The 25,491-nt window shown below is 52.1% G+C and carries 23 protein-coding genes; 8 read left to right on the top strand and 15 right to left on the bottom strand.

Going from position 1 to position 25,491, the window contains the following annotated elements; translation table 11 throughout:
* The first annotated feature begins 64 nt into the window (after window positions 1–64).
* A complete protein-coding gene (locus tag LX98_RS07020) occupies window positions 65–379 on the top strand; it encodes a hypothetical protein (RefSeq protein ID WP_312642032.1) in 315 nt (104 codons plus the stop codon).
* 1,420 nt (window positions 380–1,799) lie between these two features.
* Here the strand turns inward: LX98_RS07020 and LX98_RS07015 are convergent.
* From LX98_RS07015 to LX98_RS07005, 3 genes are all read right to left on the bottom strand, one after another.
* A complete protein-coding gene (locus LX98_RS07015) occupies window positions 1,800–2,114 on the bottom strand; it encodes a GIY-YIG nuclease family protein (RefSeq protein ID WP_496428227.1) in 315 nt (104 codons plus the stop codon).
* Between the two features lie 118 nt (window positions 2,115–2,232).
* Window positions 2,233–2,784 (bottom strand): hypothetical protein, encoded by a 552-nt coding sequence (locus tag LX98_RS07010; protein ID WP_496428226.1) that lies wholly within the window; start codon window positions 2,782–2,784, stop codon window positions 2,233–2,235.
* A 164-nt stretch (window positions 2,785–2,948) separates the two neighbouring features.
* The gene (locus LX98_RS07005; protein ID WP_496428225.1) at window positions 2,949–4,409 is read right to left on the bottom strand and encodes an MFS transporter; all 1,461 of its coding nucleotides are present in this window, start codon (window positions 4,407–4,409) and stop codon (window positions 2,949–2,951) included.
* A 143-nt stretch (window positions 4,410–4,552) separates the two neighbouring features.
* Here LX98_RS07005 and LX98_RS07000 point away from each other — a divergent pair, with 143 nt between their 5' ends.
* Together LX98_RS07000 and LX98_RS06995 are read left to right on the top strand one after the other, a co-directional pair.
* Complete coding sequence (locus tag LX98_RS07000) at window positions 4,553–5,449, top strand: LysR substrate-binding domain-containing protein (protein WP_496428224.1); 897 nt, start codon at window positions 4,553–4,555, stop codon at window positions 5,447–5,449.
* 182 nt (window positions 5,450–5,631) lie between these two features.
* A complete protein-coding gene (locus LX98_RS06995) occupies window positions 5,632–5,934 on the top strand; it encodes a hypothetical protein (protein WP_496428223.1) in 303 nt (100 codons plus the stop codon).
* A 159-nt stretch (window positions 5,935–6,093) separates the two neighbouring features.
* Here LX98_RS06995 and LX98_RS06990 read toward each other — a convergent pair whose 3' ends face one another.
* A complete protein-coding gene (locus LX98_RS06990; RefSeq protein ID WP_496428222.1) occupies window positions 6,094–8,247 on the bottom strand; it encodes a helix-hairpin-helix domain-containing protein in 2,154 nt (717 codons plus the stop codon).
* A 356-nt stretch (window positions 8,248–8,603) separates the two neighbouring features.
* Here LX98_RS06990 and LX98_RS06985 point away from each other — a divergent pair, with 356 nt between their 5' ends.
* Window positions 8,604–9,314 carry a DUF3313 family protein gene (locus LX98_RS06985; protein WP_496428221.1) on the top strand — a complete coding sequence of 237 codons (711 nt, stop codon included), beginning with the start codon at window positions 8,604–8,606 and terminating at the stop codon, window positions 9,312–9,314.
* Window positions 9,315–9,483: 169 nt separating this feature from the next.
* Here LX98_RS06985 and LX98_RS06980 read toward each other — a convergent pair whose 3' ends face one another.
* The 9 genes from LX98_RS06980 to LX98_RS06940 all read right to left on the bottom strand — a co-directional run bounded on the left by LX98_RS06980 (window position 9,484) and on the right by LX98_RS06940 (window position 16,251).
* Entirely contained in the window at window positions 9,484–10,797 is a 1,314-nt protein-coding gene (locus tag LX98_RS06980; protein ID WP_496428220.1) for an outer membrane protein transport protein, read from the bottom strand.
* A 72-nt stretch (window positions 10,798–10,869) separates the two neighbouring features.
* A complete protein-coding gene (locus LX98_RS06975; RefSeq protein ID WP_496428219.1) occupies window positions 10,870–11,199 on the bottom strand; it encodes a hypothetical protein in 330 nt (109 codons plus the stop codon).
* Window positions 11,200–11,263: 64 nt separating this feature from the next.
* Window positions 11,264–11,959, bottom strand: coding sequence for a DUF3313 family protein (locus tag LX98_RS06970; protein WP_496428218.1), 696 nt, complete (start codon window positions 11,957–11,959; stop codon window positions 11,264–11,266).
* Window positions 11,960–12,456: 497 nt separating this feature from the next.
* Window positions 12,457–12,930, bottom strand: a complete 474-nt coding sequence (locus LX98_RS06965) for a hypothetical protein (RefSeq protein ID WP_496428217.1) — start codon at window positions 12,928–12,930, stop codon at window positions 12,457–12,459.
* A 218-nt stretch (window positions 12,931–13,148) separates the two neighbouring features.
* Entirely contained in the window at window positions 13,149–13,544 is a 396-nt protein-coding gene (locus LX98_RS06960) for a lipoprotein N-acyltransferase Lnb domain-containing protein (protein WP_496430576.1), read from the bottom strand.
* A gap of 390 nt (window positions 13,545–13,934) precedes the next feature.
* Window positions 13,935–14,420, bottom strand: a complete 486-nt coding sequence (locus LX98_RS06955; RefSeq protein WP_496428216.1) for a hypothetical protein — start codon at window positions 14,418–14,420, stop codon at window positions 13,935–13,937.
* Between the two features lie 114 nt (window positions 14,421–14,534).
* Window positions 14,535–14,987, bottom strand: a complete 453-nt coding sequence (locus tag LX98_RS06950) for a globin family protein (protein ID WP_496428215.1) — start codon at window positions 14,985–14,987, stop codon at window positions 14,535–14,537.
* 72 nt (window positions 14,988–15,059) lie between these two features.
* A complete protein-coding gene (locus LX98_RS06945; RefSeq protein WP_496428214.1) occupies window positions 15,060–15,791 on the bottom strand; it encodes a TetR family transcriptional regulator in 732 nt (243 codons plus the stop codon).
* Between the two features lie 208 nt (window positions 15,792–15,999).
* Window positions 16,000–16,251 carry a hypothetical protein gene (locus LX98_RS06940; protein WP_496428213.1) on the bottom strand — a complete coding sequence of 84 codons (252 nt, stop codon included), beginning with the start codon at window positions 16,249–16,251 and terminating at the stop codon, window positions 16,000–16,002.
* 303 nt (window positions 16,252–16,554) lie between these two features.
* On the opposite strand from LX98_RS06940, the gene LX98_RS06935 reads away from it, so the two are divergent.
* Window positions 16,555–18,387, top strand: a complete 1,833-nt coding sequence (locus LX98_RS06935; protein WP_496428212.1) for a mechanosensitive ion channel domain-containing protein — start codon at window positions 16,555–16,557, stop codon at window positions 18,385–18,387.
* A 73-nt stretch (window positions 18,388–18,460) separates the two neighbouring features.
* Window positions 18,461–18,673, top strand: coding sequence for a hypothetical protein (locus tag LX98_RS06930; protein WP_496428211.1), 213 nt, complete (start codon window positions 18,461–18,463; stop codon window positions 18,671–18,673).
* A 68-nt stretch (window positions 18,674–18,741) separates the two neighbouring features.
* Here the strand turns inward: LX98_RS06930 and LX98_RS06925 are convergent, their stop codons facing one another.
* Window positions 18,742–20,241 carry a transglycosylase SLT domain-containing protein gene (locus LX98_RS06925; RefSeq protein ID WP_496428210.1) on the bottom strand — a complete coding sequence of 500 codons (1,500 nt, stop codon included), beginning with the start codon at window positions 20,239–20,241 and terminating at the stop codon, window positions 18,742–18,744.
* Between the two features lie 473 nt (window positions 20,242–20,714).
* On the opposite strand from LX98_RS06925, the gene LX98_RS06920 reads away from it, so the two are divergent.
* The gene (locus LX98_RS06920; RefSeq protein WP_496428209.1) at window positions 20,715–21,521 is read left to right on the top strand and encodes a transporter family protein; all 807 of its coding nucleotides are present in this window, start codon (window positions 20,715–20,717) and stop codon (window positions 21,519–21,521) included.
* Window positions 21,522–22,298: 777 nt separating this feature from the next.
* On the opposite strand, the gene LX98_RS06915 is transcribed toward LX98_RS06920, so the two are convergent.
* On the bottom strand, window positions 22,299–22,859 hold the full coding sequence (locus LX98_RS06915) for a hypothetical protein (RefSeq protein WP_496428208.1): 561 nt from the start codon (window positions 22,857–22,859) through the stop codon (window positions 22,299–22,301).
* A 1,567-nt stretch (window positions 22,860–24,426) separates the two neighbouring features.
* On the opposite strand from LX98_RS06915, the gene LX98_RS06910 reads away from it, so the two are divergent.
* Entirely contained in the window at window positions 24,427–25,140 is a 714-nt protein-coding gene (locus LX98_RS06910) for a DUF4410 domain-containing protein (protein WP_496428207.1), read from the top strand.
* Window positions 25,141–25,491: the final 351 nt, after the last annotated feature.

Genomic DNA, 25,491 nt, shown 5'->3' with positions numbered 1-25,491 from the left:
ATCATGTCGTATGCTATAGAGGAAGAGACCACGGTGGCGTCGAATCTAACCGGGAGGTCTGAGCATGCGATTCTATATTTTACGCAATCAGGTCGTCGTTCCCGCTTCGAGTGCCAAGGAATTTGGCGAATGGGTGGAAACAGCTGATCGGGTTGTGAGTCACACACAGGTCGCAGACATTGAGGTGTCTACCGTGTTCCTTGGGATTGATCATCAATTCTTTGCCGGCCCCCCTCTCCTGTTCGAAACGATGGTGTTTGGTGGCGATCTTGATCAAACGTGCCGCCGCTGCTCCACCTGGGATGAAGCGGAGGCGCAACATGAAGAAATTTTGTCGGAAGTGTTAAACCGGGTGTATGGCTATCATAAGCCGGGGTGAATCTGGGACGTTTGTTTGGTCTTGAATCTGTTTGAGGGCAGGTTTTACATTCACATCTACTCGCAGTTCACTGCCTACCTTTTTGCTTATTTAGAATGGCTTACTTTTTTTCTGCGGGGTTTCGCCCCCGTGCGACGAGCCACTTTTGTTTCGGCAAAAGTGGCCAAAACCATTGACGCCCCGTTTGGCCTCATTGAAGAGGAGGGACGCCAACCCTGAGAAGAGCGGACCAACTCGCTCCGCTCAAACAAGGTCCGCCAGATGGTAAGAGCATCCCTCCTTTGGGCCAACCGGCAGGCGTCGGGTCAAAACAAATGCGTGCCGAGGCAGGTCCATGGAGGACGACCAACTCGCGGAGCCTGTCCTGATTTTTCGAAGGGCTCAAACACTGCCCGCCTTTTCTCCGGTGCCGGTTGCACTCAGAAAAGAAGTAGGACCAATTCGCCAAGCTCAAACAAGGCCCGCCTCTTTATTTGAAGGTCAGCCCGGTTGGCCGACCCGTAGGTGATAGTTTAGAGACACCTACCTTCCATTTCTCCTCTCAAGGCTTGGGATCGGAACCTTCTATTCACACATCTTCCCAGCCCATTTTCTACCTTCCTGGTTGTCTAGGCTGGTTCACTTTTGTCTGTGGGTTCTTGTGGGAAAAGTTTTGTAAATCGAAGGTGGATGAAACTTGTCTTTTAGATGCCGGGTTTCGGCCCGGCAGCCGAGGTCCTTTTGTTTCGGCAAAAGGACCCAAAAACCATTTCCACCCAGGTCGGCCTCATTACATCATGCTGACGCAGGTCTAGGAAGGGCGGCCCAACTCGCTCCGCTCAAACAAGGGCCGCCTCTTGATTTGAGCGTCAGCCCGGATGGCCGACCTGAAGGTGGTAGTTTCGGTAAACCTTCCTTTAATTTCCCCTACCAGAGCTTGAAGTCAGGCCTTCCACCCACCCATACTCCCACCTTAACCTGTACTCCGAATTCTTTTCCTCCCATTTTTATTCCCCAACACGGTTGCCTGGCGGCTAGCCCCAGAAGTGAACGCTCTAATGAAACGGCGGGCCTTGTTTGAGCGGAGCGAGTTGGTCCGCCCTCCTGAAGCTTGCGTTCACTTCATCGAATGAGGCCAGACGAGGCATCAATGGTTTTGGCTACTTTTGCCGAAACAAAAGTGGCTCGTCTGCCGGGACGAGATCCAGCTCTTTTTTGATAAAGGATGATGGCAGCGAGAGGATGGGTGCCCACAAGCCTGGTGCATGACGGAAGGCAGAAAAAATGGGAAGTCAAACGAAGCGAAGATAAATTCCCAACTACAACTTGCGGGGCTGAAGGCAGAGATGGGTTTGATGTGCGGTACCTTGGGCACAGATCCTTCGACGAGCCTGCCCTGAGCGGAGTCGAAGGGGCTCAGGATGCCAAGGAGACAGGAAGCTCAGAATGACAACTCGGATCTGTTGACTCCCGTCGGGCACGACGGAGGGGAAAATGAATACCGATCGTTTTTTCGAGTCCCGATTAAGGTCAGTTTTTGTTTTCGCTTCATGGATTTAATCGCGGCTTCTCTTTTTAATGCCTGGCCTCTTGTCTCCTGACGTTCGGTGAACACCACGGTAAACGGACCACGGTGTTTCGTATATTTGGCCCCTTTCCCTTTCGCGTGCTCGTCAAGACGACGTTTCAAGTCCAGGGTGATCCCGGTGTACAAACTGGTATCGGCGCATTCCAACATATAGACCGTCCACGCCATACAAGGCCCTTTCCTCATTATTCATGCAGCCCGGTCCGACTGTAAGTGACATGGCCCATACCCATTCGAGGCCATAGGGATCTCACCTGAAACATTCCCGTGTTGATCCGCCCAATGACTAATCGTCGAGCAGCAGATGTCCAAATACCGAAAAGATGCCGATCATGATGCCGGTCACGAATTGCGCATGCACAAAATAGGAGAACTTTTTCAAATCCTGCGGAGAATATCGCCATGTCAGAAAAAATCCAAACATGCCCTGCCACACCACCAGCGCCAGGACGGCCGGAAAAAATAAGATGTCGGCGTGCAGGCCGAGCATCGCGATGTGCAACAAGATAACCGCGATGGCCGCAATCCCCACATAAACGTGCGTGCGATTCAACACATTGAGAAGGGTGCTGAATGGCGGGATCGCAGACATGTCGTATTCGTCCGGGACAAGTCGCTGAAGGAGGCCACCCTGGCCACACGCCAACTTCAACAACGTTCTCCCATAAATAATGCCCAGTGCCCAGAGGCCGAGCGTCCCGAAGCCTTCCCCGATTTCGCGCAAAAACGTTTCGTGCTCGGGATCATCGGGCCGATTCGGATAGGGAGAGAGGAAGTATCCAAAGGAGAGAAGAAACACACTGACCGTAAAGATGAGGATACGTTTAAGATTGTTCATGTGGAGGTTCTTCCAGCCTGGATATTGGTGGTGTTACGGATACCTTGTCAATGTTATCGGATGGAAACACATATGGGAATGGGACGGCAGGCATACCTGTCGTGTATCGAGTTGTTTTCTGGTGACACACCCCGGATTCATCCCGAAACGTTTTCATTCGCCTGCTACTCTGCTTCCGGAGCCACTCCCCGACTACCGGCTGTGCGGCGGTACATGCCGACTGCGAGGGCGAGCGCGATGAGGATGAGCATCGCGGCGACGGCGAATGTGATTCGCATACCCCTGGCCACGGCCACTGGAGGCGCCGTGGTGATGTCGATCGTGGCCGAGGCGAATGCGAACACCGCACCCATCACGGATGCCCCGGTGATGCGCCCGAGGTTGCGCGAGAGGTTGAGCATGCCGGATATGACGCCCCGCTGGTCCGGACTGATACCGGTCATGACGGCGGTGTTGTTGGCCGTCTGGAATAACCCATAGCCGGCGGTGATGACAACGATGGGAGCGAGGTAGCCGGAAATACCGAGTGTCGCCGGCAGCACGGCCAGGATGACGGAACCGGCCCCCATGCCGATGAGCCCGACGATCGCCACGCGTGGTGCGCCAAACTGGTCCGCCATGCGCCCGGCGGGCACCCCGGTTAGCGCAGCGACCAGGGGCCCGGCCGATAGGACAAGTCCCACCATCGCCGCATCGAGCCCGAGCGCACGAGAGAGATAGAACGGCCCGACGACGAGCGTCGCCGTCACCACGGTGGTGACAAGTGCGCTCATGGCGAGGCTTGCACTCAGCAGGGAATCGCGAAACACCGCCAATCGGATCAACGGCGAGGCGGTTCTCGCCTCGACGTGCACAAAGAGCCCGACGCCAATGGCCGCAGCCAGGAGCAGCGCCAGATTGAGGGCACCGAAACTGCCGCGACCGAGCGTCACGGCGAGGGCATAGGCCGCGAGCGTCAGCGCCAGCAGAAACGTGCCCACATGGTCGAATCCGGCCCGATCCGGCTCCGGCCCGCGGCGATCCACGGGGAGATAGTGCTGCGCGAGAAGAAAAGTCAGCATCCCCAGGGGTAGGTTGATGAGGAAGATGGCCCGCCATTCGAATCCGGCGATCAGCACGCCGCCGAGCGATGGGCCAAGAGCCGTGCCGATTGCGGACATCGTGCCGAGCAGGCCCATGGCGCTCCCGGTCCTGGCCTTCGAAACCGTCTCACCCACAAACGCCATGGAGAGCGCCATCATGATAGCCCCACCGAGGCCCTGCGCCGCCCGCCCGGCAATCAACAACCAGAATGTGGGCGCAACAGCACACAGGACCGAGGCTACCGTATAGAGGAAAATTCCGGCTAAGAGCAGCCGGCGCCGGCCGATGATATCACCGAGCCGTCCGACGCTGACGATCAGGGTCGTAGCTGCGAGAAGATATGCGAGGATCACCCACTGGACTTCCTGGAAGGAGGCGGTGAACGCCCGGGCCAATGTCGGTAAAGCCACATTGGCGATACTGGTATCGAGCGAAGAGAGCAACATGGAGAGCGAAAGGCTGACGAGCGCCCATCGTACCGTTGGTTTCTGCTCCGCATTTTCATGGACGACCGTAGATTGTTTCGCAATAATTGTCTTCACCTTACCCTCCGCGTTTTTGGCCACTCTCAACCTGTCATGTTCCAAAATATACTCTCTGCGGTGACCTGGCGGAAGACGCACCACTTGCACTGTATTCGTGCATGAGACGCTACATCAGAAAAAAACTATGCTACAATCCCTGCATGTCGACCCCTGATTTCAATCTGCTGATCACGCTTGATGCGGTGCTCGCGGAAGGGAGTGTGGCGCGCGCAGCCCGACGGTTGCGGCTGAGTCCATCGGCGATGAGCCGCGCGCTGGCGCGCTTGCGTGAGACGATTGGCGATCCGCTGTTGGTGAGGGCCGGACGCGGTCTCGTCCCCACCCCTCGGGCGCTCGAACTCCGCGAGCGGGTCAGTCAGCTCGTGCAGGACGGCGAAGCGGTGTTGCGCCCCGCCGGAAAGCTCAACCTCGCACAGCTCGTCCGGACGTTCACGCTCCGGACCGGCGAAGGCTTTGTGGAGAACTTCGGACCGGCTCTCATTGCCCGCATCGGCAAGGAAGCGCCCGGCGTGCGGTTGCGCTTTGTACAGAAGCCCAACAAAGACAGCACGCCACTTCGCGACGGGATCGTGGATCTGGAAACCGGCGTGGTGGCTGACACGACGGCTCCGGAGGTGCGCGCGCAGGCATTGTTTCGCGACCGGTTTATCGGCGTCGTGCGAAAAGGGCACGCGCTGAGCAAGGGGAAGATCACGCCTTCCCGGTATGCTGCCGGAAAGCACGTCGTTGTCTCGCGGAGAGGTCTCGACAAGGGACCGATTGATGAGGCCTTGGAGCTTTTGGGTCTGAAACGGGAGGTCGTGACGATCGTCGGGGGCTTTTCGGCCGCGCTAGCGCTCGCCCGGGGTTCCGACCTGATCGCCAGTGTTCCCGAACGACACACCGGAAATCTGCGGACCGGCATGCAGAGCTTTCCCCTTCCGTTCTCCACCCCGGAGGTGACGGTTTCCTTGCTCTGGCACCCCCGGCTGGATGCCGATCTCGCGCATCGCTGGCTTCGCGGCCACATCCGGGATATCTGCGCGGCGATTCGCTGAAGAGGTAGGTCTCTCCAGATCCACCAGGACAAGCTTCCCGATTGCCTGCCGAATAACATGCGACCCATCGAGGTGAAGGATTAATTGTAAAGATCGCGACTGGCAATACGACGGCTTGCTCAACCCCTAGAAGCCAGGTACGCCGCTTGTGAGAGCACGACGCTGATCAAGTGCCCGGAGGTTTGATCTTCCTATCCCTTATCCGGGATACCCTCCAGACCATTCAACCCGTGGGCCGCATCAACCGCTACACATCCCGTTGTCATGAAGAATTGGTCTTCTTATGGTCCGACGCCTACCGGCTGGCCCAGGGAGGGACGCTCTTATCCGTTGGCGGACCGTGTTTGAGCCCGGCGAGTTGGTCCGCTCTTCTAGGGGTTGGCGTCACTCCCCTTCAATATGCCAGACGGGGCGTCAATGGTTTTGGGTCCTTTTCCCGAAAGAAAAGGACCTCGGCTGCCGGGCCGAGACCCGGCAATTTCTGACACACAGGAATTGTTCTCACACCATAGCCAAATATCAGCCTTCACTCGCGCCACATTTAACACTCATGCTGCTCAGCGAGACGCTTCGTAGAGCCTGCCTGCGTGGAGTCGAAAGGTCTCAGCATGCCAATAAGGACAAGGAGACATGACCACCGCGACTCAGGACTTCCCGTTTGCCGCCGCTTTCATCGACAGCGAAATGCGCTTGCGGGGCACATCGACTTCCAGCACGGTGACTTTGACCTGTTGATTGACCTGCACCACCGTGTTGGGATCACTGACAAATTTATTTGCGAGTTGACTGATATGCACCAGACCATCCTGATGCACACCGATGTCGACGAATGCGCCAAAGGCCGTGACATTGGTCACCACCCCGGACAGGATCATGCCGGGCGTGACCTGCTCGATGGATTGCACGCTTTCATCAAACTTTACGGCTTCAAATTGTTGGCGCGGATCACGGCCGGGCTTGGCCAACTCGGTGAGGATATCCATTAAGGTCGGTTTGCCCACGTCCTCGGTGATGTATCGAGTGAGATCGATCGTGCGTTGCCGGGCAGGATCCTTCATGAGATCCTTCACGGTGCAGCCTAAGTCTTTGGCCATCGCGTTGACCACGGCATACCGTTCGGGATGCACGGCGCTGGCATCCAGCGGATGCTCGCCATCGGTGATGCGTAAAAATCCGGCCGCTTGCTCAAACGCTTTGGCTCCCAGGCGCGGGACTTTCTTTAAGGCGGTTCGGCTGGCAAATGGGCCATGCTCCTGGCGATAGGCCACAATATTCGTAGCAAGTTGCGGACCCACACCGGAGACGGCCGTGAGTAGTTGTGGGCTCGCCATATTCACATCCACCCCTACCCGATTGACACAACTGATGACCACATCCTGCAACCGTTGTTTCAAGATGCCCTGATCGACATCATGTTGATATTGCCCGACGCCGATGGCCTTGGGATCGATCTTCACCAGTTCGGCTAAGGGATCCATGAGCCGTCGCCCGATCGAGACAGCGCCACGCACCGTCACATCGTGATCGGGAAATTCCTCACGTGCGACCGGGGATGCGGAATACACGGACGCGCCGCTCTCGTTGACCATCACAATGGGGATGGCGGTTGGCAATTTCAATGCGCGGAGAAACGCTTCGGTCTCCCTCCCGGCCGTCCCATTGCCCACCGCGATCGCCTCAACCTGAAAACGCTGACACAATTCCACAACCGTGTCTCCCGCTTTGGCGGCCCCGCTTGCTCCCAGATGCGGAAAGATGGTCTCCGTATGACGCAAGGTGCCCTGGCGGTCCAGACACACCATTTTACATCCGGTGCGAAAGCCGGGATCGATGGCCAGCACGGTCTTCTGTCCCAGCGGTGGAGCCATGAGCAGTTGCTGAACATTTTGCGCAAACACTTCTATCGCCGTTTGATCAGCGCGGGTTTTGGTGACCAGGCGGGTTTCGGTTTCCATTGAGAGGGACAAGAGCCTGGTAAAGCTGTCCTTGATCGCCAGAGTGACCTGTTCCAATGCCGGTCCTTTTCCTTTGAGAAAGAGGCGATGCAGCAGGGATAGCGCTTCGGATTCGGGCACCATCACCCGAAAGGTCAGAAACCCTTCTGTTTCTCCACGCCGCATGGCCAGCACCCGATGTGAGGGCGCCTTGGCGACCGGTTCTTCCCATTCGACATAATCCCGATATTTGCTGGCTTGAACATCTTTCCCCCGCACCGCAGTGGTTTTAAAGATCCCCTGCTCCAAATACAGCGCCCGCATGGAGGCGCGAGCCTGCAGATCTTCGCTGATCCATTCGGCCATGATATCGCGCGCGCCGGCCAACGCGTCCTCCACGGTCTCCACACTGAGTTCCGGGTTGAGATATTTTTTCGCCTCGGTTTCGACGTGCAATTGGGCCTCTTGCGCCCAGAGGCTCAACGCCAACGGCTCCAAGCCACGCTCTTTGGCGATCATGGCTCTCGTGCGGCGTTTGGGGCGGAAGGGTAAATAGATGTCTTCCAATTCGGTCATGGTCGCGGCCGCGAGTACCTGCCCTTGCAGCGCATCGGTGAGTTTGCCTTGTTCCTCAAGCGAGACCAGGATGACGTCCCGCCGCTTATCCAATTCCCGAAGCTGCGCGATACGATCCCGAATGGCGGTAATCACGACTTCATCCAACCCGCCCGTGACTTCTTTGCGATACCGTGAAAGAAACGGCACCGTGGCACCATCATCCAGCAGGCTCACCGTGGCTGCCACCTGCTTGTCGGAGATCTTCAGTTCCTTCGCAATGGTCTGATCATGCAATGCTGAATTCATATGTTCGTTCCATCCTTACTGAATCATGAGTGAAATGGTAATCACGAGCCGTTCGTCACAACCAAAGCCCGATTCAAGATACATACTCCCGGCAGATCACTTGGGCGGTGTTTTCGGGACCCATCCGTGTTCTCCCAAACCCGGTTCAACGTCACCCGGTGGCTTCGTGTGTGACAGACCGCACGACCGTGCCTCCAGACAAGAGCAGGTTACTCATACCAACCACAAACCATGCCCTCAAAATGGACACCCTCGTGTTCTCGATGGAGTTGATTTGAAGTGCGGCCGTAATATGGCCTTTATGGAGTAGACGGGATATACTCGTCAACTTTCGATCTCAAAAAAATGAGGATACCGTGATTCACACCTTTCCGCAATTACAACGGCTGAGTGTGCTCTTGTGCGTGATCGTCAGCTTCTCCGGATGTGCTCCCAAAATCGAGCCGTTGAATTTTTCCGGATTTTTAACCGATTACACCAGCCTTCGTCCCTCGCCGGATGACAGCGGTGCCTGGAGTTATCGGAAGCCGGGTGTCAATTTCAAAGGATACGACCACATTATTCTGGATCCCCTGGTGATCTGGCCCAGCCAAGATTCTGAGTATGGCGGTCTTGATGCCTTAACCGCCTGGAAATTGGCTCTGGGTTTCCAGGATAGTATGAGCCGGGCACTGGCGGGAGGCTATGTGATTGTGAAAGATCCCGGTCCTGGAGTCCTTCGGCTTCGAGCAGCCCTGACGGACGTATTATTGGAACGCCCTGCAGTGTCCACGCCGGACCATATCCTTCCGCTGGCCAATGATCTTCTGATCCGGGCTTCCGAAAAGATTTCCGGCATGAATGCCCTGGAGGGAGAGGCAGCTATTGAGGTCGAAATATTGGATACTCAGAGCCGGGAACGACTGGTGGCGTATGTGGAAAAGCGCATGAGCTCCGAGATCCTCATCACCCATGATAAAGATTCCCTGGGACCGGTGCTGGAGATCTTTGACTATTGGGGCAAGAAACTTCGACAACGGTTAGACGAGGAACGCGGGCTACGGGAGTATCGGAAAGATATTGAATAATCCGTGGTGGTGTGTCACGCCCCCTTCACCCGATACCCAAGGGAACAGCACAAGCATTGATTCCCTCATTCAGTCAGGATCGAAGCGTTGAATGGAGAAATCGTTCCGAGCCCATCAGCGAACCATTCCCCCGACCTGGTCACGGATGCGCTCCCGAAGGATTGTGGCGTTAGGCTCCTCCTGGCCCCATCATAACCCCTTCTCCCCAGGTGACGGTCAATGCAAAAAAGTGGAGGGTCGTGTTCTTAAAGTCACCGGATACCCGGCCGGCCAGTGGCCCACGATTTTGATCAACCGGCATATCTCCCACCCAGGTCAGTTCATAGGAAAAACCAAGATTGATGGTTCGCGTCGTTTGCCAGAGGGCTCCCAGCCCGAATTTGTAGGTTTCGCCAACAGGAAGGCTGAGGGTGCGATTTTTATCCTTCACCATGGAACTATCATAGGCAAAACCGGATGAGAGCACCCATGCGGGATTCACGCGATATTGGGTCCCAAACGCCACATGCCAGGTATCCTGATAGTTCAGGTTGGCGACAACGCTTGTGGGATTCGCCGTATTCACGCCGATATCCACCTTCCCGAATTCAGACCAGTCCTGCCATCCGAAATCACCCATGATTGCCCACTGCCTGCTCAGGTCGTGGTAGGCGCTGAACATCAGCGATTGGGGGACGGTAATACCTACATCGAGTTTATTATCCAGCAGCCCGTTATTCTGCAGGGCGGTGCCGATAGGACCAAGATTCGAGAACTTCGGTTTATCGGAAAAATTCAAATCAATAGGCGATTGATACGTGAGGCCGAAACGTGTCCCTCGTGTCGGCGTAAACATCACACCGATATTGCCTCCCACCCCGACTGCCTGATCTTTGATTTGCATTTGTCCATCGTTGGTACTCCCCAGATTGTTGATACCAACGGTTTGTTTGACCGCGCCAAGCATCACGTTGACGCCTCCGCCGACAGACAGGTATTCATTCACCCGATAGCTTGCCGTGGGCATGAAGCTGACTCCGGCCAGCAACGCATCCTTCACGTAATAGCGACCGACCCATTCCCCCGTATATTTCAATCCAAGCCCGAAATTGGAAAATATGCCAAAGCCCACTCTCCAATCATCTCCCAGGGGATGCACGTAAAATCCGCTGGCTCCCGGAAACACATCGATGGGATTCCCGCCGCCGCCGCCGGTCGGGGTAGATTTGCCGTCGGAGGTGAATCCAATATCTCCATATAACAGCTGGGCGCCACCCTGAAATTGTGTGCCCTCCAGGAGGGACATGCCGGCGGGATTTTTAAATAAGGTTGATGCGTCCTGTGCGCGGGCCGCCCATCCCGCTCCAGCGAGTCCCACGTCCGGAGTCCCGATCTCGGTCAGAAAGAGTCCTCCGGCTTGAGCCCATGAAGGCAGGAGCCATGTTCCTATCAAGAATAGACACAGAATAGACAATCGGAATTTCACCGCAAACCAGACATTCATAATTGTTCCTTATGTGAAGGATGCCTTGCCGGAATGTCCAGGGCCACGATTCGGACATGGCCCTGGAATCGCTTATTCAAATTGGACGTCGAGAATCCTTCGAGCCGCATCCTGGCCGGACGGCAGGAAGGCGCACCCGAGATACACCGTTTGATTGGCTTTCACCGGTATTTGGGAAGTCGTGATGACCTTGTCTCCTGTGATCTCGGCAACGGTGACCATGACCGTCGTCTCCGGATGTTTATTGACAAGACCTTGTTCAATCTTGGAATGCGGGCACTCCCCGTTAGGACGCTCGATCATTTGAGCATACGGTGTGGCATCCATCTGCTGAAGATTTCCTCCACCACAGGACGCCAAAGTAAGTATCACGCAACCGGACCACCAGGGCACGCCTTTCATAGCCATCTCCTTGTCAGTGAATCACACGATGATATGACCGGATCTTGTTGGGAATGCCTGGCCCTTACGCCTCAGGTTCCACACAATTTTCTCCACCTCGAAGCAGACATGCCCGCCAGCGTACTTTTTCCGCCCAATACCGGTAGGCTTCCTCGACATCGTGCCACGAATTGGTGACTCCGCTCAGACTTTTCGTCCCTCCCCGGCGATCCACCGCAGCGGCCAGCAGAGTCTTGTCCGAGGAATCCGTGACTTTCATCTCCACACTCGCCGAACCGGTAAAACCGGAAACGCCTGTCGCGAAACCTTTGACTCCGGTTAAGACTCTCAACTGAGGAACAATGCTGGACACTGTATCCAAAACGGGATTGGAGGTTTCGGCTTCCGTAATGGCCGCCTGAAGACGCATGACATCCGGACCGGGTGTGGTCACGATTTCATAATCGTCTTTTAAGGCATCATGCAATTTGACCCAGAAGAGATCCGCCATCCGTTGACGATCTTCCGCGGACACGTCTTTCAATTGGGAGTCCTTGCCGATCCAGAGGGTGACGGGATCAAGAATGATTTTCTGGTATTTTTTCCAATCGGCTTGAGGATTTTTATAGATCAAAAGGGTTTCGTCCTTTTTCCCTTCCTGTAACATGGAATAGTCTCCGAGAAATCCTGATTGTTCCACACTCCGGGTCTGCTGAGTGCCGGCACAACCCGATACACCCACCAACAGGATGAGAACCACATGTAACGGTAAACGGATCATTACGCTTCTCCCCTCGCTTAAGATTGATAAGATGCTCGTAAAAGGCAGTTGTCTTTATCGGGATTATAGCGATATCAGCATTCAAAAAATACGAGGAATAACAGGCACGGTAACGTGGTGTCCCATACCGTCAACTGAACAACTCCGCACGCAACAGTACACTCGAACAGTGGTGATTCAAGAAGCTTCCAAAGTTTAGGAAAATACCATCAGACAGACAGTCTTCCCAATCCCTTCCGGTACAAAACCATCGGCAGTTAACTTGCACACTCGCCATCGTCCATAGCCATTCTTTTCAGAAAATTGGGTAAAGACTGCCACCGACACATTTTGAATCAAGGATTTTCGTGGATTGGTTCACACATGACTACACTCGGATCACCGACTCGCCCCCTCCATCAGGGAGGAGCGAGCCGGTCCGGTCGGCACAAAACCGAGAGATCCAACCTATACGATCCCGCTGAAGGAAAAACCAGAAACCATGGCTGAATCCTCGACTAATCCATCAAGGGAATATTCGCAGCCAGGTCAAACTTGATCGCCGCCCGGATTTTATTCTCCATTTGCAGGTACCGCGCGACTTTATGAGCGGGCAGCACTTTGCTGAGTTTTTCGGCATACTCCCTTCGCATTTTGACTTCCGCCCCTTCGGTTTTGATTGATTCGTTAATGAGATCTTTGGCCACTTTATCGGGCACGGACCCTTTATTGTAGGCCTCCGCATATTCGTTGATGAGTCCGCCCAAGTGTTGATTTAAATGTTCGAGTTCTTTTTGATACCCCTCATACAGGGGCCAGAAATCTTTTGATTCTTTGTCCGTCAAATCCATATTGCTGGCGATGAGCAGCTTCTTATCCGCTTTGACCTTATCGATCAGGATTTGCAAATTGGTGATTTGCGCATTCTCCGCAAATGCTGGAGTCACAAACGTAATAGCAGCGGCAACGACAAACATGATGAACGGCTTCATAAGATAACACCCCTTGGTTGTAAGTAGATGGTGAATGCGAAGCGATCGAACGCACACTCTCATATCTTCGCCTGGATTTGCGGCAGCCAGCCTAACAAAGGCACTAATTAAAGTAAACGCTTAAGAAAAAGCGATTCACCCTGACCTTCGATTCGGTTAAAACCGACAGAACACCATGGCCGCAGCGCCGGAACCGGCTAGAGTCCTGGATGCGGAAATCAGGGGGAGAAAAGATGGGGACGAATGCGCCGGGAAAAGTCAGGAGCCCGATCGGCTGGTAAGGCCACCTCATTGAGGTGTGAACGACGTTGCAAGTCTTCAAGAGAAAAACCGGTGCCCAGTTTTCCCTGTTCATGGAGATGGGCGGGCGTGTACCCGCTTAACAGGATCTTAAAGGAAAATGGCACATGGCCGGGATTCAAACGCGTGTGCATCCAAATGACGTTCGTACAGTTGGCGGTGAGCGTATTATAAAACCTTGGTTGCTCGCACAGCCCGTTGTTGGTGTGCATGTAACCCGGAAAGACCTGTCTGGCGTTTTCGGGTGATCCCGTCAATGGATACAGATACACGTTTTCGGGTGGCTCTTTTCGGTAATTCGTCCGGACCCTGATTCATGTGTGTCAGAGTTTGTGTGTCAGAGTTGAGGTGTCTTGTTCTCCTGGTTCCTTGCGGAGCCTACCACATAATACGCGTCACAGTGGCGAATGCCACAGAAGATCCGGAAAACCCGACATACGCGAGAAATTTCAATCAACGATCCGGATATTTTCAAAAGTATTCAGATTTGGAACTGAAAGATTGAGTTGCCGGGTTCAAGAGGTGTGCCGGTGCAATCGGCTTTATGTTTGAGACGTGAATACAGATCTTCCAAATTTTTTTTGGCCGGTTCAGGACGGCTTTCGCCGAATTCCTTGGAGACTTCACCATCCCGTTTGATGAAAGCGAAGAAGTGGATCTTTATTTCGCCCCGGCGGCCCAAGAAGAAAAATTAATTTCGGACTTTACCAGGTGAACCGGAGAAATCCTCCGTTATAGTCAGGACCAGTGACGGAGGGAGGAAGAACCAGCGGCAGCCGGTCACGGTTTACGGGAATTTCTTTCGGAAGGCTTCCTTCGGGGATTACCGTTTCCAAAGCCTGAAAACTGTGCATTTCAACGCCCAATTGGATTCCCGGTAACATCCCTGGATCTTTGAGAGAAAAATTTGGACCATGTTTCCACTGAAAGTCGTATTTCGGAGGAGCCTCCTGAAGGAGCGGGACGTCGAATAATTTCCTTTCCAATCTGTGGGAATCTCGCAATCTGGCTGTGCTCTTTTCCGTGAGATCAGGCATGGGACCGAATTCCTTTTCGCCCACAATGTTACCGTCGACTAACATCGCTTCTGCCTTCGAAGAAATTCCCAAGCACGACCACGACAGCAACAAAAGAATGAATGACAGTAGAATTGGGTTGGAAATGTTTGTTCTGGCTGTTGAATTCATCACGCCACTCCTTCCTTTCATTTTACCCGTTCACCATCTTTTCTTCCAAGGGGAGCCCTCTATTGTCCAAAGAAAAAACGTGAGAGGCGGGCCTTCGGTGTCTGAGTAAGAGGTTCTTCAATCACCGGGGTCCACAAGTTCGCGTTCCATTTCCTTGATTGCCACCCTCCAAGCCTCCTCCACGGACGGACACCAGGCATCCTCCACACACTCCGCAACGACCTTCAAAAAGGTCTCTGCCAGTCTGTTAAACCGCCTTCTTTCTATAGCCGGCGTGAGCTCCACAATCGGAAACGTCCAATATTCCTGCAATGCCGACCCAATATGCCGGCCTGTCTGTAAGGCGGAAACCATTGCCTCAAAACCTTTTAGAAAGGCGTTTTGAAATTCCTGAAATCCTGTGGCCATGAGAGGCTTCCTAATGACCGGATGTTCCTCTAAAAGGCGGTCATACAATTTCCTGGAAAATGGAGAAGTATCTTCACTTAACCAAATAAAACCCTTTTCAATGGACATGCGTTGGGTCTCAGTGAGGGCATAAAAATATTTTGGTTGAGAATTTGGAGTCATCGTTTTGATCCTAATATGTTCATGAGTCAATTTTTGACTTTTAGTCATTATTTCCCAAAAAAATAGTCTTTCCTAAGCCATGCCTGCTTGATGACACTCGTGTGGAAAAATTTCTTTCAGGATGCGGTTCCTGGTTTCTCCCCAATCCAGCTCATGAAAAAACGGATGCCAGCCAAACCCATCCAATAAGGCATGGATGTTTTCCCACACCGCTTTTCTCGGATCTGAAATTCCAAGGGCTTCCAAGTTCACTTCGGAAAACATGAGCACAAAGGCTCCATAAGCCCCGGTCCACAATCCAAAGGTAACCTCCTCAATGGTCACCCCCTTCCGAAGTTGGACGTGGCCTTCTTTAACAGCGTCCCGTAAAACTCCGGCGACAATCCCGATATTATCCTGCTCGGCCTTTTCCAAGTTTTTTTGGAAAACCGGAGAGGCCTTTCCCCTAATTGATTCATTCTGAAGCAATAGTTTTGATTTAAAATGATCAGGATTAAGCTGAATGAACAAATCGTATCCCAAAGCCATAGCAGCCACTCGTTCCCTGGGAGTGCCCTGAAACTGGGACCCTCTCAAGAGAAACGTGCCACATTTCTGGGCGGATTGGATAAGCATCGCGACTAAAATTTCTTCTTTACAGGAAAAATGCTGATAAATCGTTCCTTTTGAATATTCGGTAATTTCCGCAATTCGGTCCATGTTGAGTTCGATATAGCCAATCTCCAACAACAGGTGCCTGGCAGTGTCGATAATCAGCGTTTCCCGCTGTGCATACTCTCGTTTTTTTCTTTCTGAGGTAGCCATTACTGTTTTGTATAGCACAATAAATGACTTTACGTCAAATTCTGACATTATGCACGCAAACATAGATTTTTTCACAAACCTACATCATTAAATATATGTATAGGGCTTGAATCCAACCGGTCCCTTCATCACTTGGTTGGAGTTTCTCCGCTGGCGTCTGAAACGCCAGTTCTGCGTGGACGTTAATTCAGCCGTAACTTCACGTGGTCTAACTCCTTTTATAGATACCCACCCAGATCCGTCCTTTTAGGATAATACTGCGGGACCAACCGATTGGTATTACTTTCGTCCCTCGATACCGGCGACAATGTAAATCACGATAAAAGACTTTTACCTTTATCCCTGCCTTCAATGGCTTGTCTGCTGCCGTTTCCATCCCTTGATCCCACGTCAAGGAACGACGGAGTTTGACGGGCAAGCGGAGCACTTGGGGAATCAGCGCATTCACCATACTGGCCATATGTATTTAACTGTCCCAATCCTTTTTGATAGCCTTCGCACGGAGGCACACCTTCTTAAACTTCTGATCCGTCGAATCTATATAAGCGGCGATTAAGAGCTTTTTATCCCTTTTCACTTTATCGATCAGGATTTGCATGGTGTTGGATTGTGCATCCTCAGCCAGGACCGGCGTCGCCATTGCAACAAAAGGTTGGATTGTTGATGGAAAATGGTTGAATATCAGGAATCCCAAAGCCAAAACTCAGCACCTTCGACACGATCCATAACTTAAAAAAGGAAGATAAGCAAAGGAGGAAAATGTATGCACGCGAGAAAACGGGTGACGACTTTTATGTGTCAGGTGTTGGCACTGGTGATCGGCCTGTCCTCGGCTGGCTTCATGTTGGGAGGCTTTGCTCTCGGACAACCCACGTTGAAGGAAATCGTGGCAGGAAAGGAGCCCTCGACAAATGAGGAATTAGAACAAGACAAGAGCGAAGATACAAACAACTCGAAACTCCCGGTTCCGGATGACCCATTCGGTCGTGGGACTCCGCGTGGCACCGTGGAAGGCTTTTTAGCCGCCGGCAAGGAGGGTCAGTACGAACGCGCCACGGAATACCTCGATTTTCGTTACCTGCCAGAGAAGATTGCCCAAATCCCGCAGCCCTATCTCGCCAGGCAATTCGAAATCGTACTGGATCGGGCTCTTTGGATTGATCCTACCGATTTGAGCATTGATGCAACCGGCAAGCAAGAAGACGGCTTACCCTCCTACCGAGACTCGGTGGGACACATTGAGGTGAGAGGACAAACCATCGATATTCTTCTTCAGCGGGTGCCCCGCGAAGATGGTGTATTTATCTGGAAATTTTCTAATGCGACCGTCGCTCAAGTCCCAGGGTTGTACCAAGAATACGGATACGGGTACCTGGAAAATATCTTTCCTGACGCCTTTTTCGATCTAAAGATGTTGGGGGTAGAAATCTGGCTGTGGGTCGGCCTCGTAACCATCGCCATCATGGCTTATGGGGCGGCGTATGCCCTCACTTCTCTGATTCATTTTTTTGTCTACTCTCGCCCATCCGCTTCCCGTGATCAATTGTCACGCCTGGCGAAAGGTCCCGGACGCTTTCTTCTGTTTCTCCTGATAGGGAGAGTCTTAATTGAATATATTAATCCTCCCATTTGGTTTCAAGCCGTTCTTCAGGCACGAACGGTGATGACCATTGCCCTCGTCTGGTCGACATTTTGTATGGTGGATTTTATGCTGGCCCGGTTGACCCAGCGATTCGAACGGCAGGGAAAGAGTTCTGCCGTAGTCATTTTATCCCCGTTGGGTACGGGTCTTAAAACCCTTTTTGTCATTATCGCCGTATTAGTCTGGCTCGATAATCTGGGATTTGAAGTGACCACCATTCTAGCAGGGCTCGGCATCGGAGGGGTGGCAGTGGCCTTGGCCCTGCAAAAGCCCATTGAAAACCTGATTTCGGCCATCACTTTGTACACCTCGCAACCGGTAGCCGTGGGAGACTTTTGCCGGTTCGGCGATAACATCGGCACGGTTGAGGAGATCGGGTTGCGAGCGACGAAAGTTCGAACCCTTAGTAATACGATCATCACTGTTCCTAACGTCGACTTCGCACAAACGCAACTGGAAAACTATTCGAAGAGAAAAAAGATTTGGTATCACCCGCAAGTTCGATTGCGACATGAAACAACTCCGGACCAGATACGTTTCATTCTTGTTGAAATCCGAAAGCTTTTGTACGCCCACCCCAAAGTCCTTCCCGATCCTGCCAGGATTCGTTTCCAGGAGTTTGGCTCATTTTCCTTTAACCTTGAAATCTTTGCATATGTCGACGTCACGGATTATGGAGAATTTCTCGAAGTGGCTGAGGATTTGAACCTACGCATCATGGACATTGTGCAGAAAGCTGGTGCAAGTTTCGCACTGCCTTCACAAACTCTTCACATGGAAAAGGGGAAAGGCCCGGACACCCATTTGGGGGATGCAGCGGAGGCTCAAGTCAAGGAGTGGCGGGAACAGCAGGCGCTGTATCTTCCGAATTTCCCTGCGGACAAGATCGCCGAACTCCACGGGACGTTGGAATATCCTCCCCCGGGTGCACCGGTTTCCGCTACTGCTTCTTAGGGTAGGATGAGGAACATGGTCCAGGGAGTAAAAGACCTGGCAAAAGAATCAATTGAAGTTCCGTGCCGCTTGAGTGCACACCGTACTGGATACTATTTCCAGTGTCCTTTCGACGGGCTATCTCATTTCAGGCACGAAATCCCTCGCAACAGGAACCGGATCGTTTGAAAGCAGCGCCGGCGTACACGCCGGAATTATCGATGCAGAACGCGGGACTCATTTTTCGGCCGCTTCTGTAGATCGCCGGGGGGATACAAAATCGTTGTCAGAAGTCATCTCAGAATGAAATGACGTCGAAGAATCATTTCAAGACTGGGCCAATACTCTCCGCTATCGCTAAGCCTCGCTGATTGCTTAATGTTGCAACGCTGATTTCATGGCCTCTTTTTCCAAAATCAGACGATACGCAATAAAATATTTGTAAATATTACTCACGTATTGCACGGTCTCGCGACCAATATGCTTCGCGGCCACTATCTCCACATTTTTAAACCACTTATTCGGATTCAAGCCCATCGACGGAGCCTCAGCTCGGAGTTTCGCGACCCTGGCAGGGCCCGCATTATATGACGCTATCGCAAAAAGCCATTGGTTTAACTGGCTTATGTCCGGATCCGTAAAATACCGGTCATGCAGGAAATGCAAGTATTTGACTCCGGCATGAATATTGGGTTCAAGCTTATTTATATTGGGAATATTCACGTTGGGATCCCGAGCAGTACTGGGCAGAAGCTGCATCACACCGATTGCACCCGCAGAACTTCTTTTCTGTTGGTCCAACATGGACTCCTGGTAGCCAAGGGCCATGGCGAGCACCCAATTAAATCCATAGGGCTTGGCGGTCTTTTCAAACACGTGCATGAGACTTTGAAATTTCTTGCGTCCCTGCTTTGCCAGGGCATGTTTGACATACGTGGTATTTTTCAAATACCGGGTGAACAACATATTTCCGACTAAGGTGCCCTTCTTATGGTTCCTGACAAACCGGTTGACCACCTTTTTCAGCTTTGGACTGTTTTTGCGAAAGGCCCAAGCGATCTCCCCGCCTGTATGGATGGCAATGTCGGGATGCAGACGAATATTTTTAAAGATTTTTGCCCAAAATTCCGCTTTTGGGCTATCCATGACGAGCATCGGCAATAAACCCGCGTTCACCATTTCGAGAAGATCTTCGTCTTCAAGGTTCTCCTCCTCAGGGATGAGCGTAATCTCCGGCTTTCCGGCACTGAGAAATGAGGCATTCAAGCGAACAAGGTGTTCGTAAAAACTACTGGACTTCCGCACATGGATGGCCTTGCCGGCCAAGTCGTGAAGACTGGAGAGAGAGGGGCTACTAGGCCCCGTGACAATAATCTCGCGAACGTTGGTGAGAACCGGTTCCGAAAAATCAATGAGTGCCTTCCGTTCGGATGTAATCGTGAGGCCACCGGCGGCAATATCACCAACCCCATTAAGCAAATCCGGAATGAGTTCATCACGGTTCACAGGAATGAAGACTAACTGAACCTGCACGACCTTCCGCTTCAAATCTTCGTTAATCTGTTTTGCAAATATTTTCATAAGATCGTAAGTGAGCCCACGCTGTCTGCCGCCATCCAGAAAGAAAAAGGTTTTGCTAAAGGGGACAAGCACCCGAATTTGGTTACGATTGACCATCCCGTCCCAATCACCTGTCCACGGCTTCAGTGCCTGACGGAACTGAGGGCCGAATTGCTCATCCTCCAACTTCTGAGAAGCGCCTGATTCAGAGCCAGAGATGAGAAACAGGACAGCGGTCAACACCACAAGATAAGAGAGACACCTGGTTTTTTGTCGCGTTAAAATCATCATGGTCATATATGAGGAGCCTATCATGGGCAATTTCCGATATGCCATTATGAATGTATTCGATAGATGAAATCCAAGACGGTATTGAGTCGGCATTAAGAAAACCTGCGAAAGCCCTTGGTTATTCCATCTTAGTGGCGATATTTCCCGCAATGCTTGATGAATGGCTCATTTGTTAAATGCTAACGCGAAGTCTCCCATCCATAATTCCCGTGGGAATCGAAAGTTTTTCATTCCCCTTATTCCATCATTTTTTCCGGTCTTCCTTTTTTTACCCAAGATAAGCAAACCGGGAAAATAGAGTCTCCTCCGCTCGTCCTGAGAATGTTGATGAGAGATATTTTTTCGCACCAGTCCTGCTAAACTACACAAAAAATAATTGCCTCTTCTCCTTATAGTACCCATTGATGGTCAATTCGACTACACCTCAACCGAGGCTTAGTTGCGCAAAAAGAATGTTGTTGGCCTTTCAAAAAAAAATACTTTTCAAAAACTGGGTTATGGCGGGGGTTATCCTGGGATTCCTCGGCAGTCAACCGGCCCAGGCCGAGGATATTAAAACACTTGCAGAAGAAGTACAGAACCCGGTGTCCGATCTTGTACGATTAGGATTTACCAATGGGACATTTTTCGGGGCTGGGCTCAATAACCATCTTTCGAATGTCTTCAACCTGCAGTTCGATACCACCAGAAAATGGGGGGATTGGGCGCTCCTTAACCGGCTCACGATTCCCCTCCCCTATTTTCCAGCCACGGCTTTTGAAGATAAAACGGGAAGTCTCGCCGGGCTGGGGGACATTCAGTATACGGGATTTTTGGCCCGTGATGAATCCAAGCGACGGTTCAAATTAATCGGCGGCCTGGGCCCAACCTTTATCCTCGACACCGCCACGGATGATCGTTTGGGCACTGGCAAATGGAGCGTCGGCCCGACACTCGCAATCGTGAGCGTACCGGATCCGTGGGTGATAGGGGCCGTCGTCAGTAATATCTGGTCGTTTGCAGGTGATAATCGACGCCTCAAGGTTAATCTACTTTCAGTCCAACCCTTTCTCAACTACAACTTCCCCAATGGCTGGTATCTGACCTCTACCCCGTTAATCATCGCAAATTGGGAGGCGGAGGCCAGAAGGAACCGGTGGACGGTACCCATTGGAGGCGGATTCGGGAAAGTGGTGTTTCGCGGAGAAAAACGTCCGGTCAACATTAAACTCCAGGGATTTTATTATCTGGAAAAACAGGATCGGGCACCTGACTGGACGCTCCAACTCCAGTTTCAAATCCTGTTCCCAGATAAGCCCACCTAAACGGGGCCGCCTCATTTCCATCTTGCTTTCTCATCATCCCGCGCTTTTTAATCTTGTTTGAAATCTGAGTCAGGGCCTGCTCTGTGTGAGTTGGAAGAATGGGATTAATGGGAGGAGTTGCTTTGACTCCTTCATGATTTGAAAGGCCATCCAGCAGACGATACTCAAAACCATTTTGGGATAAAATTGACATTCTGCCGGCAAATAAGACATCCCGGTTCACAATGTAACCATTTGTGTGGGGTAAGACAATGAAAGTATCATCATGTGTGGGGTTATGTTTTTTACTCTTATCGGCTTGTGGTCCTACACCACAGTGGGTCAAACCAGGCGCAACAAAGGAAGACTTGAAATCGGCGATTATCCTCTGTGATCGGGAGAACGTGCATTTTGGCCAAAATCGATTCGCACATTTCGGTCCGGAAGACGAAACCACCCGCCCAAGAAGCTATCCAAGAGGTGGAGGGGAAATGATGAGGGAGAAATGTCTTGAAAGCCACGGTTGGACACGTGAGTATGTCGAGTGAACCGTCAGCTTTTCAATACGACGCCACGATGGTTTCAGGCCGGCTTGAATACATCTGCTGCTTCCTTGCGCGCAACCTTCATACAACGATGGGAAGAGTTGTTACGATGACCCGTCAGGGTAGGGCCCTGCATGCAGGGCCCCTAATGCGAAGATGAAAGGGTAGTAATCCCCTATAGGAAGGCACACCCATTGCCGTCTATTCATTGCATAGATCAATGGGACGTTTCACAAACCACGAACTTCTTATGTTAATCCGCACAGAGTGTTCTATTTCTCGTTGGGGGATATTGGTTGTCCAACTGGCTGGAGCGGGAATCGTCTTGCCCGGTTTCCCACATACGAATACATCTCGCATTGACATACAGCAGATCTTTTCGAGGACCGAAAACATTCACCAGTGCCTTTTGAGTTCCTTCCACGGTTCCTTCTAACAGAAAGATATTCCCCCTGGTGGTATAAAATTCCCTTTCGCGTTTTCCGATAAACCGAATAAGAAAATGTCTACTCCTATCGGTTTGACCTATTTGGGGCCCTTCCTCCATCTGCGTTTTGGGATAGGGCAGCCATTCCGCTAATATTAAATATCCCTCGTCCGTTTGATCAATACTGACGACTGCTCCTGCGAGCCTCTTTTCCTGCCCCAGGTAACTTGAGGGATTGTCCGCTATCTCATCAAACTGCGAGTTGGAGGTCACCGTCTTTGTCCCATTCGAATTGGAAGATAATAAATCGGAGCCTGGTAATGCCGCGCATCCTACCTGCAACCCTAACAGTCCCAATATGCCAAGTACGATAATCCCTTTTCTCATGAAGATCCTCCTTTGTGTGAAACCAAAAGCCCTGACAATGCAGACCGCGACAGAATGCGATTGCATCCGGTTGCATGGGGAGTTTTTTCTCATATGAGAGTCCAAGCCTACCTCGAACTGATTGCAGCCGGGTCAAGAGCTTGTTACGGCATTGTTAACTTTAAGGGATCAATTCCATGAATAGCATTGACAACCGACCGGATGGATCAACCGGATTCAATGGGCCGTCCGTTTCGTCTCTGTCTTTGACCAATCTTCACCGGTCGTGAATCGCTTCGCGCAGGTCTTCTGTAGACTCCAGAAGTGCGTCGCGGCTCATGCGATCGACGTACGCAAGTTCCGATTCACGTATAGACCGGTCAGCTTGTAATCCAACATGATCGGTCTGTGTCTCGCCGCACCAAGGGCAGGATGGAATTGCCCTTGTTGCTGGATTATGCCGGCTACCTACCCGCTTTGGGTACACGGATGGGAAAGTGCTGTCCCATCAAGCCCAACCCGCCGTCGGAGGGCGGTGGTAGCGCGGCAGCCAGGGTCGAATGTTCCGGATCGTAACTGGTCTGCTGCTTGGCCCACACGCGTCTAGTCGTCTAACTCCTGCTGTTCCGGATGCTGTCATTTTCGGGGAGCACAAACATCTGCGCTCGCAAGGGAGGGGCAAGGAGAAGCAACCCCGGTCCAAACAGCAGGCCCATGATCAAATACGTACGCCTCGATGCCTCCACAAGTAGAGAGTAAATTGTTTCGTGCTTATTTCTTACCGGGATTATGAAACGTCAAATTAGACCACCCCGCGACCCCCTCTCCGAGTTGTTGGGCCGACTCAGCACCGCTGACCATCGTAAATTTCCCTCTCCTGGATCTTTGAGATCAATTGCAAAGCCTACCCCTTTTCACCGAGACATCACTTTGACACTGCCTTCTTCTGCATGGCCACACCCGCTCAGCATCAACGTGACTGCAATGAGAACTGTCATGGTCACGGTTCCGCCACCAATCGCTTCTGGATTCTTTCTCCTTGGTTTATATTAAAATGTAACGGATGCACGCCAATGTACCAAACATTTTTACGCGGGGAAAAGCTGGGTTTCCCCCATCCTCACCAATTTCCCTGTTCCCCATCGGCACATCTCGGAGAGACCTGGACTCAAAAAAAAGGAAGAAATAACACGTCATATAGGAAAGGAAAAAATTCGTTGGCTGACCGGCGCTTCGACTTGTCATCTGCCTGACAGCCGAACAGCAGCCATTGATTGCCCCACCCCGATGTTTATCGCCCCAAGAACCTTCTATGGGTTCTGATTTCTTTTAGCAGGCAATTCCTCAATCTCCGAATTGGTCTCCAGAAAAATGTTCAACATAAAAGCATGGGGTACATCCTCGATTTTTCCTGCAGTTTACCCTACAATGCCCGATCCATACCCATGACGGGCTTTCTTTTATACGATTGAACGGTCAATACCAACCATAGAAAATCATTCTTACTGACGTTATGACCTGCAGGGAAACCCGCAGGGACAGAAAATTAAAAACATCCAAAATCCACCCAATCACATGGAGGTCTGTCATGAGGTCCCTCACAGGTATCGTCCTAGGAGTCTTTGCCATTACTATGGCAGCAGGGTGCTCCTCTACCAAGATCACCGAAACACATCCATTGTATGGCAAAGAGAAACTTCCCCAGCCGGAACGCATCTATGTGTATCCCTTTGCTGCCACCCATTCGGATCTTCCCGCCTGGTCCTCGGCAGCCAAACAGCATGACCCACCCGGCGCACCGCCATCGCCTGAGCATCTCGAAGTTGGGCGCAAATTGGGTCTCACCGTCGCGGAGGAATTGGTATCCAAAATCCAACAAATGGGCCTACCCTCCTTGGTGGCGGGCAAACAGACGACCCCCCGGATCAACGACCTGTTGATTGTAGGGTATTTTGGCACGTTCGATGAAGGCAGTACCCTCAAACGTATGGGCTTGGGTTTCGGATCCGGGGCGGCTGAAATCACGACGGCTGCGGAAGGGTACCAGTGGACAGCCAATGGTCCCCGTCAACTCGGATCCGGGAAGATGGATTCCGCGGGAAATAAAATGCCCGGAGTGGCTTTACCTATTGTTGTCCTGGCAGCTACCGCTAATCCAATCGGACTGATCGTCGGAGGAGGTGCAAAGGTGTACGGGGAGATGTCAGGAAAAGATACGATCGAGGGCGCTGGGAAACGAACGGCAGATGCGATCGCCGAACACCTTGAGGGAAAATTCAAGGAGCAGGGGTGGATCCGGTAATTTGGGTCGGCAAGATCCAAATGGCACGAATAGAAGCCGATTGAAAATACCACCGGTCACGGTGCGTGGTACCGGCAGGCATTTCGCAGACGGAATATCACGCATGTCACCGGGGCGAGTGAAAAGGAATTCTGCCATCATGTCGAATCGCACCCTACACGAAGCAGGACGGTTCACGCATTCGTCCTTTACGAACGTGCCATCGGGGAAGATATGAGAGAACCGCCACGAAACCACCAACGGCCTGGGAGCAAAATGAAACGCATCTCCTCACGAATCAGACAATACGCATACGGACCTTGAAGCGTCATTTTGACCGGCTTGACTTTATCCTGGGGATGTTGAAATTAT

The organism is Nitrospira marina (assembly GCF_059568365.1).
The sequence above is the reverse complement of the archived record's forward strand: the minus strand, read 5'-3'. Positions and strand labels throughout refer to the sequence as shown.